Genomic DNA, 14425 nt, shown 5'->3' with positions numbered 1-14425 from the left:
TGCGGATTATAGAATAAGAAACATCCAGTCACTCCTATCTGAAAGCGCGGCTGGTTTTCTCTGTAGGCTGAGTGATAATGCGTGAGCTGTTCTTTTCTTTATCTGAGGGCCATACAGCCTATGTGGTACAACGGTTTTCTTGACCTGTCAGCCTGGCAACTGGTGGCGGTCACTCTGTTGATGACCCACGTGACCATCGTTGCGGTCACAGTCTATCTGCATCGCTATTCCGCCCATCGCTCCCTGGAGCTCAATGCCGGTCTTAAACACTTCTTCCGCTTCTGGCTGTGGCTGACCACGGCGCAGAACACCCGCGAGTGGACCGCCATCCACCGCAAGCACCACGCCAAGTGCGAAACGGTCGACGACCCGCACAGCCCCGTCATCAAAGGCTTGTCCACCGTGATGCGCAAAGGCGCCGAGCTGTACCGCGCCGAGGCCGAAAACCCCGAGACCCTGCGCATCTACGGCAAGAACTGCCCGGATGACTGGATCGAACGCAAAATCTACACCCCCTATCCGCTGCTGGGCGTGGCGATCATGGGTGTGATCGACCTGCTGCTGTTCGGTACCATCGGCATTACCATCTGGGCCATCCAGATGATGTGGATTCCGTTCTGGGCCGCTGGCGTGATCAATGGCCTGGGGCATGCCGTGGGCTATCGCAACTTCGAATGCCGTGACGCGGCGACCAACCTGGTGCCGTGGGGCATCATCGTTGGCGGCGAAGAGCTGCATAACAACCACCACACCTACCCCAACTCGGCCAAGCTGTCGGTGAAGAAGTGGGAGTTCGACCTGGGCTGGGCCTGGATCAAGGTGTTCAGCTTCCTGCGCCTGGCCAAGGTGCAGCGTGTCGCGCCCATCGCCCACCGCGTGGAAGGCAAGGGCCACCTGGACATGGACACCGCCATGGCGATCCTCAACAACCGCTTCCAGATCATGGCCCAGTACCGCAAGCTGGTGATTGGCCCGTTGGTCAAGCAGGAGCTGGAAAAGGTCGATCACTCGGTGCGTCACCAGTTCCATCGTGCCAAGCGCTTGCTGTCGCGGGAAACCAGCTTGCTCGATGACCGCCATCACCTGCGCATCCAGAACATGCTGGAACACAGCCACGCGCTGAAAGTGATCTACGAAAAGCGCCTGGCGCTGCAGCAGATCTGGCTCAAGACCAGTTCCAATGGCCACGATATGCTGGCGGCCATCAAGGAATGGGTGCATGAAGCCGAGGCCAGCGGCATCCAGTCCCTGCGGGATTTCGCTCACCAATTGAAGACTTATTCGCTGCGTCCTGCGGCAGTCTGATGGTGCGGTGGGAGGGCTTGCTCTCCCACCTACCAGCTTTTTGGCGTCATTTACCGGGCACCGGCAATCGGCACTATTGACGGAACTTCACCGCAATTACCCTCTCTCAATGAACACTTCGCCATCATGGTGGCCCCTTGTAGCGACCGCTGCTCCAGCCTGCGGCGCGCCCAGAGAGAGTTGTGCCGATGGTTCACGAAAATCCTTATTTGCCCGATCCTCCCACCGCTGAACATCCGCGTCCGGCTGCGGCTGCGACCCTGTTGGCGCTGGTGCATGCCCAGGGTGAAGTCGAGCGGTTGAGCGAGCGGGAACAACTGCTGAGTTCGATGTTGGTGAGTGTCAACGCCGTGCTCTGGGCCATGGATTGGGAAACGCGCCGGGTGCTCTACGTAAGCCCGGCCTACGAGCGCGTGTTCGGACGCTCTGCCGGCCTGCTGCTGGCCGATCATCGGGAATGGCGCAACAGCATTCACCCCGAAGACCTCGACTATGCCGAACACAGCCTGGCCCGCGTGCTGGAACGGGGCGCCGTGGAGGACCGTGAGTACCGCATCATCACCGCTGACGGGCAGATCCGCTGGTTGAGCGACAAATGCTACATCAACCAGCGGGTCGAGCCCGGAGAACCGTTGATCGTGGTGGGCATGGCCGAAGACATCACCGAAAAGAAACAGATGGAGCTGGAGCTGCATCGCCTGGCCACCACCGATGTGCTGACCCAGAGCAGTAACCGCCGGCACTTCTTCGAGTGCGCCAACCTGGCCTTCGACACGGCCTGTGCCAAAGGAGAACCGCTGGCCTTCCTGCTGCTGGACATCGATGACTTCAAAGACGTCAACGACAGCTACGGCCACCTGGAGGGTGATCAAGTGTTGCGGCGTATCGCCGAGAGCGGTCGCGGGGTATTGCGCCGTGGTGATCTGTTCGGACGCATTGGCGGCGAAGAGTTCGCCGCCGTCCTGCCCGGCTGCGCCCCGGAGATGGCCTTGCAAGTGGCTGAGCGGTTGGGCCGGGAGATTCAGGAACTGAGCTTCAGCTATGAGGGCCAGGCGTTCAGCGTGACCATCAGTCAGGGCCTGGCCAGCCTCACCGAGGCAGATTCGACCCTGGACAGCCTGTTCGCCCGCGCCGATGCCGCCATGTACGAGGCCAAACGCTTGGGCAAGAACCGCGTGGTGGCCGGCTGACGCTAAGCCTTGCGGATCCGCGTCAATTCCGCCAACCCGACCCTGAGCAATCGCGCAGTCTTGCTTCTGGCCAGCTCTTCCAAGCCTTCATGCTCAGTCAAACGCGCCATCTGCGCCGCCAGGTTCACTACCAGCGCTTCCCGGGCATACACGCCGCCCTCCAACGCATAAATCGCCGCGATCAACTGGCGCAGTTCCAGTGGCAAACGCCAACGTGTGCGCAGCGCTGAACCATAGGCCGCGCCAAAGGTGTAGAGAGACTCGCCAATCGCTTCGTCATCCAGCGCACCACCGCCCTGGCGCCAGTTTTCCAGGCAGCGCAATAGCGCCAGGTCGCCGAGCCGATGGAGGATGCCGGCGCTGTAACAGCGTTCGTGGTCCAGCTCCAGCATGCGCGCCAGCCGCCGAGCGTAGTCGGCGGTGTCCAGGGACAATTGCCAGTGGCGCTCGGCATAGGCCACCAAAGCCGGGTCCCCCAGCACCACGTTGTGTTTGAGCGCCAGGCCGAGGATCAGGTTCATACTTTGCCCCGGCACCAGCTTATGCAGGGCAGCGGGCAAGGTTTGCACGGGTGTGCCGTGATGGCCGGCGCTGTTGGCGGCGGCGATCAGCACGGCGGTGATTTGCGGGTCCATGCGCACCTGGTCTTCCAGGCGCTTGAGATCCAGGCCATCGGGGCCGAGGCTGTGTTGCACGGCGGCCTTCACATCGACTCGCAAGGGTGCGCCATCGGACGCTTCGCGGCGGCGCTCCAGGAACACAGGCAAGGTCATGCCGGGCGCCAGCGGCGGAACCTCGCAGTACACCGTTTCGCCTTCGTTGAGCAGCAGGTCTTGCAGGCGCTGGGTCAGGCCTTCCATGTTCAGCGGTTTGGTCAGGTACGCCGTGGGCGCCAGGGGCAAGGCTTCGCGCACGCTGGCGCTGTCATTGCGGCTGCTCAGCAGAATGAACGGCAACGCCGGCGAGCGGCGCTGCTGGCGCACGTTGCGCAGCAGGCTCAGACCATCGACGCCCGGAAGCTCCCAATCGGCCAGGATCAGATCGTAGTTTTTTTCTCGCAGCAACGTCACCGCGTGCTGCCCATCGGCACACACATCCAGCCGCGCATCGCAGCGCACATTCAACAACACCTGCTTGAGCAGGTCCCGCGACCAGGGGTCCGCCTCGGCAATCAACACGCGGGGTACAGCGGGTAAATCAACAGCAGTCATCCAGCACGCTCCATCGGCAATGCTGCAACCTTAGACAATGCAGACGCCCAGGTACAATGAACACGGCCTGAATGTGCGGCAATGGGCATAAAAAAACCCGCCGAAGCGGGTTTTTTCTGTCGATCAGGTCAATTTCCGCTTACAGCTCGGAGAAGCACTCTTCGATGATCGCCAAGCCTTTGTCCAACTGCTCGTCCGGCGAGGTCAGCGGGACCAGTACGCGCAACACGTTGCCGTAGGTGCCGCAGCTCAACAGGATCAGGCCCTTTTCACGCGCCTTGGCCACCACGGAGGCAACGGCAGCGGCGTTTGGCTTATGGGTGTCGCCGTCGTCAAACAGCTCAACCGCGATCATTGCGCCCAGAGCCCGCACTTCGCCGATCACCGGGTACTTGGCCTGGATCGCTTTCAGACCGGTCACCAGACGCTCGCCGACAGCCTTGCAGCGGTCCAGCAGGTGCTCTTCTTCGAACACTTCCATCACGGCCAGGGCCGCAGCGCAGGCGATCGGGCTACCCGCGTAGGTGCCGCCCAGGCCGCCTGGCGCGATAGCGTCCATGTACTCGGCCTTGCCGCACACACCGGCCAGCGGGAAACCGCCAGCGATGGATTTGGCGAAGGTGGTCAGGTCGGCAGCAACGCCCATCTGCTCCATGGCGAAGAAGGTGCCGGTACGGCCGGCACCGGTTTGCACTTCGTCGGCGATCAGCAGGATGCCGTGCTTGTCGCACAGTTCGCGCAGGCGCTTCATGAAGGATTTGGGCGCGACGTAGAAACCGCCTTCACCCTGCACCGGTTCGATAATGATGGCGGCGATGTCACGCGGCTCGGCATCGTTCTTGAAGATGCGTTCGATGCTGGCGATGGCGTCGTCGTCGCTTACACCGTGCAGTTCGTTCGGGAACAGCGCGCGGAACACGCCACCTGGCATCAGGCCCATGCCTGCCGAGTAAGGCACGACTTTACCGGTGAGGCCCAGGGTCATCATGGTGCGGCCGTGGTAGGCCCCGGTGAAGGCGATCACGCCAGCACGGCCGGTGGCAGCACGGGCGATTTTCACGGCGTTTTCGACAGCTTCGGAACCGGTGGTGACCAGCAGGGTTTTCTTGGCGAAATCACCTGGGACCTTGGCGTTGATTTTCTCGCACAGCTCCACGTAAGGCTCGTAGGCCAGGACCTGGAAGCAGGTGTGAGTCAGCTTGTTCAGTTGCTCGGTCACGGCCGCGATGATTTTCGGGTGCACGTGGCCGGTGTTCAGCACGGCGATACCGCCGGCGAAGTCGATGAACTCGCGACCTTCAACGTCGGTCACGGTGGCGTTCTTCGCGGATTCGGCGAAGATCGGGTGAATCTGGCCAACACCGCGTGGTACAGCGGCTTCGCGGCGCTTCATCAGGGATGCGTTGGTCTTGCTCATAAAGTCCTCATTCGCCACTCATCGGGTGGCGTGGTCCAAGGAATACGTGGCGGGGAGGCAACTACGGCAGCATGCGATGATCGACTGCCACAGCTTTCCCGGCCACTACGAATTACGCGGTGAAACACGCAAAGGGACAGCGCTCTCGTGCCCTCTGCGTTTGCGGCAAACTCGTGCTGGTCAGATGCCCAGGCAGAGGTATTTGATTTCCAGGTAATCCTCGATCCCGTATTTGGAGCCTTCACGGCCCAGGCCCGAAGCCTTGATACCGCCGAACGGCGCCACTTCGTTGGAGATCAACCCGGTGTTGACGCCGACCATGCCGTATTCCAGGGCTTCAGCCACACGGAACACACGGCCCAGGTCGCGGGCATAGAAATAAGAGGCCAGGCCGAACTCGGTGTCGTTGGACATCGCGATCACTTCGGCTTCGTCCTTGAAGCGGAACAGCGGTGCCAGCGGACCAAAGGTTTCTTCCTTGGCGACGGCAGCGTCTTTCGGCACGTTGGTGAGGATGGTCGGCTCAAAGAAGTTGCCTTCCATCACCTTGCCACCGGCCAGCAACGTGGCGCCTTTTTTCAGGGCGTCGGCGATGTGTTCCTGCACCTTGGCCACGGCTTTTTCGTCGATCAGCGGGCCGGTGGTGGTGCCTTCTTCCAGACCGTTGCCGATCTTCAACTTGGCCACGGCCACTTTGAGTTTTTCGGCAAAGGTGTCGTACACCGAATCCTGGATGTACAGGCGGTTGGCACAGACGCACGTCTGGCCGTTGTTGCGGTACTTGGAGATGATCGCGCCTTCGACGGCCTTATCCAGGTCCGCGTCGTCGAACACGATGAACGGCGCGTTGCCGCCCAGTTCCAGGGAGACTTTCTTGATGTCCTTGGCGCATTCGGCCATCAGCTGGCGACCGATTTCGGTCGATCCGGTGAAGGACAATTTGCGCACGATCGGGTTGCTGGTCAGCTCGCCGCCGATGTCGCCGGCACTGCCAGTGACCACACTCAGCACGCCTTTCGGGATACCGGCACGGTGCGCCAATTCAACCAGGGCCAGTGCCGAGAACGGCGTTTGCGAAGCAGGCTTGATCACCATGGTGCAACCGGCGGCCAGGGCCGGGCCGGCTTTACGGGTGATCATCGCCGCCGGGAAGTTCCACGGGGTGATGGCGGCGGTCACGCCGATCGGCTGCTTGATCACGATCAGGCGCTTGTCAGGCTGGTGGCCGGGAATCACGTCGCCATAGATGCGCTTGGCTTCCTCGGCGAACCATTCGATAAAGGAAGCGGCGTAAACGATCTCGCCCTTGGCTTCGGCCAGCGGCTTGCCTTGTTCCAGGGTCATCAGGCGGCCGAGGTCGTCCTGGTTCTCGATCAGCAGTTCGAACCAGCGGCGCAGCTTGTTCGCGCGCTCCTTGGCGGTCAGTGCACGCCAGGCCGGTAGCGCCTTGTCAGCGGCTTCGATAGCGCGGCGGGTTTCAGCGGCGCCCATCTTTGGCACAGTACCGAGAATCTCGCCCGTGGCAGGGTTATTGACCTTGAGGGTCTGACCGTTGTCCGCATCGACCCAAGCGCCATCGATAAAGGCTTGCTGGCGGAACAACTGGGCATCTTTAAGCTGCATGTCGGCTTTCCTTAACAGCACCGCGCGCACGCGGAGCGAATTAGAGTTGTTGAAAGGCGCCTTGTGGGCTGCCGTCAGGGAAATCAGCCCCAGCGCGCAAGAAAAGTGAAGGAGCGCACGGGAGACAGAGCGTTTGAAATCTCAAACGAATCCTAGGATCAATGGGGGTACAGGGCAATAGTCTGTTCGAAAAAAAGAACGAAACGGCGCATTTAGCAGATTTATCTGATCAGCGTCGCCGAGCCGGGTTCCCCCGCCCTGATCGGTAGCGCCCGGCTTAGGGCCTCTGTACGGCAAATGCCTACACATGAACGCCCAAAGACCAGCATGGACGCCCAAGGTCGACATGGGTATGATGTCGCCCGCACAAGCATCCGTAGCTCAGCTGGATAGAGTACTGCCCTCCGAAGGCAGGGGTCGTGGGTTCGAATCCCGCCGGGTGCACCATATAGCAGTCTCGGGCTGTCTCAGACAGTCTACGAAATACTCCAAGAAGCCCGCCCCGTGCGGGCTTTCTTGTTTCTGGCTATCCATCCCTGTCTACCCCTATAACTTCCCGCCGTGTATGCCCACGTGTATGCTTTGAGATTCCTATAACTAGAGGCATACAGGAAGTGAAGCGCACTGAAATCAAACGCCGCCCCTTAGCAGACACCACGCTTGCAGGCCTGGAGCCTGAGCACACAACGTATCGGGAGCAGGACGGGAATGGCCTGTACTTCCGGGTGAAACCTAACGGGCAGAAATCATGGGAGCTGCGCTACAAAAAGCCAGACGGAAAATGGTCTTGGCTGGGTCTCGGCGGCTACCCGGAAATCAGTGGCTCATTGGCGAGACAGAAAGCAGCTCAACTACGTGAAGACGCATCGACCGGCAAAAATCCATTGGTGAGCAAGCAGGCTCGGAAGGTTGCAGACCAGGTTGCTGCCAACAACACCTTTGAAGCGTTAGGGCGCGAGTGGTTTGAGGCCAGACGCACAAGCTGGGAATCAGGTACGTCTCGACGAGTACTTGGCGCACTTGAGCTTCACGTGTTCCCCGTATTCGGCAAACGCGTGTACACAGAAATATTGCCGCTGGAATGGATGGAGTTTCTACGCGGCATGGAGCAGAAGGGGATCATTGAACAAATGGGCCGAGTTCGGGCCTTTTGCAAAGAGATCTATGACCTGGCCCGAGTGACAGGACGAGCCGTCCACAACCCCCTTGAAGGACTCAGCAAGTTCCTGCAATCACGTAGCGCTGAAAACTATGCACACGTTTCGATTGAAGAACTGCCTGCGCTACTTCGAGCGATCAACTCCTACCCTCACGCAAAGGACGTTCGTATAGGGCTTCGCTTGCTTTCCTTATTAGCATCGCGCCCGAGCGAGATCCGAGAAGCACGCTGGGCCGAAATCGACCTCTCCAAAAAGCTATGGACGATCCCAGCCGAGCGAATGAAACGTCGTCGCGAACATGTGGTGCCTCTCTCTCGACAGGCAATCGAAGCGCTCACTGAGTTACGAACACTGACAGGTGCGTACCCTCTCCTATTCCCAGGCAGGAAAGACAGGACAATCCCCCGCAGCAACACCGTCTTTCTAATGGCGCTCCGCAGACTGGGATATGCCGGTCGGCAAACAGGCCACGGCTTTCGTCACATCGCGAGCACCATACTCAATGAGCAGGGTTTCGATGAGAATCACATTGAGGCCCAGCTCTCTCATGCAAAAGAGGGAATTGCAGGGGTGTACAACAAAGCGGTGTACCTGCCTCAGCGCAGAGTGATGATGCAGTGGTACGCCGATTACCTTGATGCCCTAGTGGCCGGAAATGTAGTGCAAGGTCAATTTGGGAAGGCTGTGTGAAGTCGTTAACCCTATACCCCCTCAAAAATGGTGTTACGGGTGTTACGCGCGTTACACAAACCTGTAAGACATTGTTTTTATTTAATATATTTAGCGTTACACGCACTCAAAAACTTCTGAGCACCACGTGTTACATCGGGCAGTCGTGTTACAGGAAGGCCACGCCCGCCACCCTGCTGGCGTTGGCGTTTCCAGCCGCAGATCACTGTAACAGCACACCGGCATCGGGGCGGCGGGGAGACCTAAATGGACTTTGAGCGGGGTATCGAGGCAGAAAAGCTTGAACTCGAAATCGCAGGCTTCGACGTAACGTGCCTGGTGTGGGATCAGGACGACGTAGAGACAGCCGTTGGTAGTCTTGTGCTGTTTCCGCAGTTCGAAATGCACTTCCAGAACGCATTTGACCTAATCAGCACGGCCACTTCTTTTTGGCTTGAGGATGGCTCCTACTCCCCATGTGCAGAGTCGATCACACGAACCCTTTATTACCTACGTGATGCCATTTACGACCATACCGATTCTGCGGAAGCAGGCTCATTGCCTAGCGTGATTCGAGGGCTCCTTCGGGCCAGTCATTCCGCAGCAGACTCACAGCTCGTGGCGACCTTCGCCCTGGTACTTGGAACCCAAGCTGTGGAGACGCTCGCAAATTGGCTGTTCGACCTTGAGCTCACCACCTACGGTATTGATGCAGACCTGATAGAGCATCTGAGACATGACTCACCACGCCAGTACCTTGCCCTGATTGAAAAAGAGCGGGACCGCAGTAGCGGAAACGAAATCCGAGCACGAGAAGACTTCGCGACGTTGCTAGGCGAGGCGAATCAGGCGCTGCTGATGGCGAGTCTTTATCGCCAAGTGGAGCAGATGGATGTGTTTAAAAAAGGCTTCAACACATCAAGCCTGATGCATCGAATTCTCGACGAGGCCTTGTCGACAAAGGCGACAAGACGAGGCCAGGAAGCTGGTAAGGGGAACCGAGATCCCAGCTCAAAAATACAGACCGACACAATGGTTAGACGAGCAAGAATCAAGGCAGCCGCTGAGCAAACCATTAACGGTCGGAAAATTGAAATGCGAAGTCTGTCCGACGCAGAACTGACCACTATTCTTTCCAAACGGGAAGGCCTCGGCACAAAAAAAACCATTCGAGAGCATTTGACCGCCCTGGGCCTTAGACCTCTGAAATAAAAAAGGGAGCGGACACAGTCCACTCTCCCTCCCCTGCGTAGCGTATGACCCGTTGTCTCAATTAACAAAGGGTTAGCTCGCTATGACTACCGTATTAAAAGCCATTCCCTCGCACGATCCCGCCACGACCCTCATCCGAATTTCGGATGTCATTTCAATCGTAGGGCTTGCACGACCGACTATCTACAAGCTGATGCGTCAACCTGAAAGCGGATTCCCGTTGCCGGTAAAGCTGAGTAACAGCAATGCCCGAAGTGCTCCAGTTGCATGGGTATTGGGGGAAGTTCAAGCATGGACACGCGCACGCATCGCTGCCCGCGACAGGGTGGCTGCATGACTCCTATTTTCCTGCCACAAACGACTTTAGATACCGGCGACTTACTCGGCATCGGGCTCCTACCCAACGTTACTGCCAAAGGCCAAGACCGCCTCCGCACATTGCGCGACGACGCCATTTCAAAAGGGGCTCACGTAATGCTTCTCGTCTGGCCATCTCGCGAGTGGGTGATGCTCTCAATAGAGCCCCCAGAAGGGGGCTTGGTTGAGGATACCGAGCAGCTCATTCCGAGTGTCAGGGCCAATGTGACTGGGCTGGAGCTGATGCTTGCAAACTCCCGGCATGGCAATCACCTGTTCTGGATGAACTTGAGTCGTATCGCCTCCCAGCACTAACGAAAACGCCCCCGGAGGCAACCGGAGGCGTTGAGGTAAATCTACATGCCTGATCAATTTATGCCGCATCGAAAAAATCCGCAAGCTATCAGCACAGTTGCACTTTCAAAAAACGGACGTTACTCTTCGGTCGTCGCTGCAAATTCAGCGACCGGGCGTAGGAACCCGAGAACTAGTAGGCGCATCAGCGCCCAGATCACAACTGCCGGCGTTTTTTTTCGTCCGCAGTTACGTGTTATGGCGGCTGTGTGCGGGCAGGCTTCGGCCTGGCCGGGTGCCTACTATCCCGGTATTCCTACCCCGTGCACAGCTGCCACCCAATCCCGTAGGAAGGACGGTGGCGGCTCCAGTCTGAAAGTAGGAGCTCACCACATGCACGCCCTCAATCCGTCCAAAATTCGCGCCGCTGCTCATCGAGCAATGGCTCTCGCCGCTTTACACGCCAACTCCAGCCTTGCTACACGCCTCTCCCGTTACAACGCCCATATATCCAAGGCCCGCGCCCTGGAAGCCGCAGGGGGTGCCCAATGAGCATGCTCCCAGGCTTTGCACTACCCGAGGACTTACTCTGCGTCAGCCAGGACGCCGAAGCTGGCCTGCCTATCGACGCCATCACCTGTGCCCTCGACCGTGCCAATTCAGTTCTCATGCTGCTGGAAGATCACTTAGACAGCGATAAACCCCAGCTCTCGAACCGCGTGCTGTCATCCGTAATTTGGGACGTGCGCGGCACCTTGGGCTTGATCAAAACACTCGCTATGTACGGTGACGCCTCCTCTGTGCCGATGGGCCAGAAAGGCGGTGCGCTGTGACCCACTCCAGCACGCGTGGACGCTCCGAGTTCTCCCCTGCCAACGGTAACGGCCAATACCTGTTTCGGGTGAATGCCGGTATCCCGCTGGAAGACGCACTTGAAGCCGTCTCCCAAATTCTGCACCACGCCAATCAACTGATCCTCGACGCCGCTATCAGCGATGCGGGCGAGCGTTTTAGTTGGCCTGCGTTCTACCTCGGCGAGATGGCCAAAGCGCTGATCGATGACGTGAACGAGGCGTTGCTTGAGTCGAGGACCGCCCCATGACTCAACGCACCGGCAACACCTCAAAACGGCCCAGCTTTGCCGACGTAAAAAGCGCCGCTCTCAAGAACATCGACCGTGTACTTGCTCACTGGCTGGCGAACGGCAAACGCGTCGACGGCGGCAAGGAATACACAGCACCGGATCCCACGCGTACCGACAAGCGCACAGGCTCACTCAAGGTCAATTTGAGCAAAGGCACCTGGGCGGATTTTGCCACCGGCGATAAGGGCGGCGACCTGATCGACCTAGTGCGTTATATCGATGGCGGCACCGACGTTGAGGCCTGCAAAAAGCTGGCGGATCTGCTCAGCGTTTCCGCGGGTTCAGCGACAACCAAAAGCGCACCGACCAAGAACGCAACGCCGGAGTGGATCGCAATTCAGCCGATCCCGGTCGAGGCCATGAACACGTGCCCTGCTAAGCACCGGCAACACGGTGTGCCGTCCAAGGTGTGGATCTATCGCGATGCTCAGGGCCAGCCAGTCATGGTGCTGTATCGCTTCGACCTGGACCCCGATGAGGACGGCAAACCGAGGAAGGTCTTTGCACCGCTGACCTGGTGCAAGCGCTCCGATGGGCAAACCACACAATGGCGCTGGCAAGGTTTGCCTGAGCCTCGGCCCTTGCTGCGTCTGGATAAGCTGGTACAGCGTGCAGATGCGCCTGTGGTGCTGTGTGAAGGCGAGAAAGCTGCTGACGCCGCCGCCGAACTCCTGCCCGACCACGTAGCCACCTGCTGGCCGAACGGCTCCAACTCTTGGCACAAGGCTGACCTGACGCCACTCAAAGAGCGCGCTGTCGTCCTGTGGCCGGATAACGATGCCAGCGGAACGGCGTGCATGGACGCCATTGAGCTCAAGCTGATTGAGCTGGGCGCCGCGTCAGTCCAACGAATTGCGCTCGACGTGTTCAAGCTCAAGCCCAGCAGCAAAGGTGGCAAGCCGACATTGATCAAGGGTGGCAAATGGGCGGATGGCGATGATGCAGCGGACGCGTTAGCCAAAGGCTGGACCGCTGGCCACGTGACCGAGCTGGTGCGTAACGGCGAGTTTTTCGGCACTGTCACTGAGCCCCAAGAACCGAAGGTTAAGGCACCTGCAAAACGTCCTACGAAATCGAAAAATGATCTGTTGCCGGGCGGCTTTCGCCTGACCCCTGATGGGGTGTTTTATTCCGGTGATGATGGCGAGGCGCGCCCTGTCTGTTCGCCTCTCGAAATCATCGCCCGCACTCGCGACGACAAGGGCCACAACTGGGGCTTGCTGGTTGAATTCGACGACCCAGACGGCGCCAAAAAACGCTGGAACATTCCGGCCAGGACCATGACCGGCGACTTCGGAAAAGACGTACTCGGCCCGCTGGTGGACATGGGCCTGCGCCTTGCCGGAAGCCGATCAGGGCGCAACGCACGCAATGACCTGCAGAGTTACCTTGGCGGCTTCGATAGCGCCCAGCGCGCACGTTTGGTGACGCGCTTGGGCTGGCACGACAACGCTTTCCTTTTGCCCGAACAGCAAATCGGCTCGCACGCCGAACACCTGCATTTTTATGAAGCCGGTGCGCAGTTGCCACCGATCAGCGAGGCGGGCTCTCTAGAGCAATGGCAGCAGCAAATCGGCGCGCTATGCATCGGTAACCACCGCTTGGCGTTTGTCGTCTCTGTGGCGTTTGCAGGGCCTCTGCTGAACCTGCTGGGGCATGAGTCGGGCGGCTTCCACCTCTACGGCGACAGCTCTGGCGGCAAGACCACACACTTGCAAGTTGCCGCCTCGGTCTATGGCGGGCCACGTCTGGTGCGCTCATGGCGATCGACTGATAACGCCCTGGAGTCCATCGCCGCAGCCCACTCAGACGGTCTCCTGGTGCTGGATGAAATAGGCATGTGCGATCCACGCATTATCGGCGAGACGGTGTACATGCTCGGCAATGGCACCGGCAAGGCCCGTGCGAACGACCGAGGACAAGCGGGCCGACAGGTGCAGGAGTGGCGCTTGCTGTTTCTCTCGACCGGCGAGAAGACGTTGGCGCAGCACATGGCAGACGCCAACAAGGAGCTGAAAGCGGGTATGGAGGTGCGCATGCTCGCCGTCCCAGCGGATGCCAGCAAGGGCCTCGGCATGTTTGATGTGCTGAATGGTTTCGAGGACGCTGCCGCCCTCTCCGATGCGCTCAAGGCCCGCGTAGCCAAATACTACGGCACGCCCCTCATTGCTTTCCTACACGCACTATGCGCGCCTGGAGAAATGCTCAGGTGGTCGGTGATCGTTCGCCGTACGGTGGAGCAGTTCACCACCCAAAACCTGCCCGTCTCGGCCAGTGGTCAGGCCCAGCGTGCAGCCCTTCGCTTTGGCCTCGCAGCAGCGGCCGGAGAGTTGGCCACCGCTTTCGGCGTCACCGGCTGGCCCGATGGCACGGCTACGACCGCCGCACGGGTGTGTCTGCATGCGTGGCTGGCCGAACGTGGCGGCGCCGGTAACTTTGAGGGTGATGCGATCCTGGCACGGCTGCGCCAAGTGATCGAGCGCTTTGGAGAAAGCCGCTTTACCCGTTGGGAGTCTGCCGCCGCCAAGATCGATGAACATGGCCCACGCACGATTGATCGGTTGGGCTTTCGCAAGACGATGGAACACGGCATGGGCGATGCACTGCACACCACCAACACCTACTACGTGCTGCCGGAAGCCTGGAGGGCCGAGATCTTCAAGGGCATGAATATCAGTGCGGTGAACAAGGAGCTGCTGCAACGGGGCGTGCTCGAGCCGGGAAGTGACGGCAAAGCGTACAGCTTGATCCGTCTGCCCGGGTTAGGGCCCCAGCGCTGCTATGTGGTGAAGACCGTTCCAGGAACGGACGAAGGCGAGGCCAAGGCCGCCTGACGGCGAGCC

12 protein-coding genes and 1 tRNA gene are annotated in these 14425 nt (G+C 59.5%); 10 read left to right on the top strand and 3 right to left on the bottom strand.

What is annotated here, in order from left to right; all coding sequences use genetic code 11:
* Nucleotides 1-120: 120 nt before the first annotated feature.
* Nucleotides 121-1305 (top strand): delta-9 fatty acid desaturase DesA, encoded by a 1185-nt coding sequence (gene desA, locus PF1751_RS00940; protein WP_010214171.1) that lies wholly within the window; start codon nucleotides 121-123, stop codon nucleotides 1303-1305.
* Between the two features lie 188 nt (nucleotides 1306-1493).
* Entirely contained in the window at nucleotides 1494-2495 is a 1002-nt protein-coding gene (locus PF1751_RS00935; protein ID WP_010214174.1) for a GGDEF domain-containing protein, read from the top strand.
* A gap of 2 nt (nucleotides 2496-2497) precedes the next feature.
* Here PF1751_RS00935 and PF1751_RS00930 read toward each other — a convergent pair whose 3' ends face one another.
* The 3 genes from PF1751_RS00930 to gabD all read right to left on the bottom strand — a co-directional run bounded on the left by PF1751_RS00930 (nucleotide 2498) and on the right by gabD (nucleotide 6746).
* Nucleotides 2498-3706, bottom strand: coding sequence for an HDOD domain-containing protein (locus PF1751_RS00930; RefSeq protein ID WP_010214176.1), 1209 nt, complete (start codon nucleotides 3704-3706; stop codon nucleotides 2498-2500).
* Between the two features lie 139 nt (nucleotides 3707-3845).
* Nucleotides 3846-5123 (bottom strand): 4-aminobutyrate--2-oxoglutarate transaminase, encoded by a 1278-nt coding sequence (gene gabT / locus PF1751_RS00925; RefSeq protein WP_021491636.1) that lies wholly within the window; start codon nucleotides 5121-5123, stop codon nucleotides 3846-3848.
* Nucleotides 5124-5303: 180 nt separating this feature from the next.
* Nucleotides 5304-6746: an NADP-dependent succinate-semialdehyde dehydrogenase gene (gene gabD / locus PF1751_RS00920; RefSeq protein WP_044286457.1), complete on the bottom strand. Its 1443-nt coding sequence runs from the start codon at nucleotides 6744-6746 to the stop codon at nucleotides 5304-5306.
* A 370-nt stretch (nucleotides 6747-7116) separates the two neighbouring features.
* On the opposite strand from gabD, the gene PF1751_RS00915 reads away from it, so the two are divergent.
* The 8 genes from PF1751_RS00915 to PF1751_RS00880 all read left to right on the top strand — a co-directional run bounded on the left by PF1751_RS00915 (nucleotide 7117) and on the right by PF1751_RS00880 (nucleotide 14416).
* Nucleotides 7117-7193 (top strand) — tRNA-Arg (locus tag PF1751_RS00915).
* 167 nt (nucleotides 7194-7360) lie between these two features.
* A complete protein-coding gene (locus tag PF1751_RS00910) occupies nucleotides 7361-8596 on the top strand; it encodes a tyrosine-type recombinase/integrase (protein WP_044286456.1) in 1236 nt (411 codons plus the stop codon).
* Between the two features lie 246 nt (nucleotides 8597-8842).
* Nucleotides 8843-9787 carry a hypothetical protein gene (locus PF1751_RS00905; protein ID WP_044286455.1) on the top strand — a complete coding sequence of 315 codons (945 nt, stop codon included), beginning with the start codon at nucleotides 8843-8845 and terminating at the stop codon, nucleotides 9785-9787.
* Between the two features lie 82 nt (nucleotides 9788-9869).
* A complete protein-coding gene (locus PF1751_RS28115; protein WP_080923172.1) occupies nucleotides 9870-10124 on the top strand; it encodes a helix-turn-helix transcriptional regulator in 255 nt (84 codons plus the stop codon).
* Nucleotides 10121-10459: a hypothetical protein gene (locus tag PF1751_RS00900; protein WP_044286454.1), complete on the top strand. Its 339-nt coding sequence runs from the start codon at nucleotides 10121-10123 to the stop codon at nucleotides 10457-10459. Before PF1751_RS28115 ends, PF1751_RS00900 begins: the two co-directional genes overlap by 4 nt.
* 527 nt (nucleotides 10460-10986) lie before the next feature.
* Nucleotides 10987-11271 carry a hypothetical protein gene (locus PF1751_RS00890; RefSeq protein ID WP_044286452.1) on the top strand — a complete coding sequence of 95 codons (285 nt, stop codon included), beginning with the start codon at nucleotides 10987-10989 and terminating at the stop codon, nucleotides 11269-11271.
* The gene (locus PF1751_RS00885; protein ID WP_044286451.1) at nucleotides 11268-11540 is read left to right on the top strand and encodes a DUF3077 domain-containing protein; all 273 of its coding nucleotides are present in this window, start codon (nucleotides 11268-11270) and stop codon (nucleotides 11538-11540) included. Before PF1751_RS00890 ends, PF1751_RS00885 begins: the two co-directional genes overlap by 4 nt.
* Nucleotides 11537-14416 carry a DUF927 domain-containing protein gene (locus PF1751_RS00880; protein WP_044286450.1) on the top strand — a complete coding sequence of 960 codons (2880 nt, stop codon included), beginning with the start codon at nucleotides 11537-11539 and terminating at the stop codon, nucleotides 14414-14416. The genes PF1751_RS00885 and PF1751_RS00880 overlap by 4 nt, the downstream gene beginning before the upstream one ends.
* Nucleotides 14417-14425: the final 9 nt, after the last annotated feature.

Source organism: Pseudomonas simiae, from assembly GCF_000934565.1.
Classification (GTDB): Bacteria; Pseudomonadota; Gammaproteobacteria; order Pseudomonadales; family Pseudomonadaceae; genus Aquipseudomonas; species Aquipseudomonas simiae.
The sequence above is the reverse complement of the archived record's forward strand: the minus strand, read 5'-3'. Positions and strand labels throughout refer to the sequence as shown.

Coding starts and splice junctions, on each gene's coding strand:
- desA (WP_010214171.1), top strand. CDS start 121: ATGTGGTACAACGGTTTTCTTGACCTGTCAGCCTGGCAACTGGTGGCG.
- PF1751_RS00935 (WP_010214174.1), top strand. CDS start 1,494: ATGGTTCACGAAAATCCTTATTTGCCCGATCCTCCCACCGCTGAACAT.
- PF1751_RS00930 (WP_010214176.1), bottom strand. CDS start 3,706: ATGACTGCTGTTGATTTACCCGCTGTACCCCGCGTGTTGATTGCCGAG.
- gabT (WP_021491636.1), bottom strand. CDS start 5,123: ATGAGCAAGACCAACGCATCCCTGATGAAGCGCCGCGAAGCCGCTGTA.
- gabD (WP_044286457.1), bottom strand. CDS start 6,746: ATGCAGCTTAAAGATGCCCAGTTGTTCCGCCAGCAAGCCTTTATCGAT.
- PF1751_RS00905 (WP_044286455.1), top strand. CDS start 8,843: ATGGACTTTGAGCGGGGTATCGAGGCAGAAAAGCTTGAACTCGAAATC.
- PF1751_RS28115 (WP_080923172.1), top strand. CDS start 9,870: ATGACTACCGTATTAAAAGCCATTCCCTCGCACGATCCCGCCACGACC.
- PF1751_RS00900 (WP_044286454.1), top strand. CDS start 10,121: ATGACTCCTATTTTCCTGCCACAAACGACTTTAGATACCGGCGACTTA.
- PF1751_RS00890 (WP_044286452.1), top strand. CDS start 10,987: ATGAGCATGCTCCCAGGCTTTGCACTACCCGAGGACTTACTCTGCGTC.
- PF1751_RS00880 (WP_044286450.1), top strand. CDS start 11,537: ATGACTCAACGCACCGGCAACACCTCAAAACGGCCCAGCTTTGCCGAC.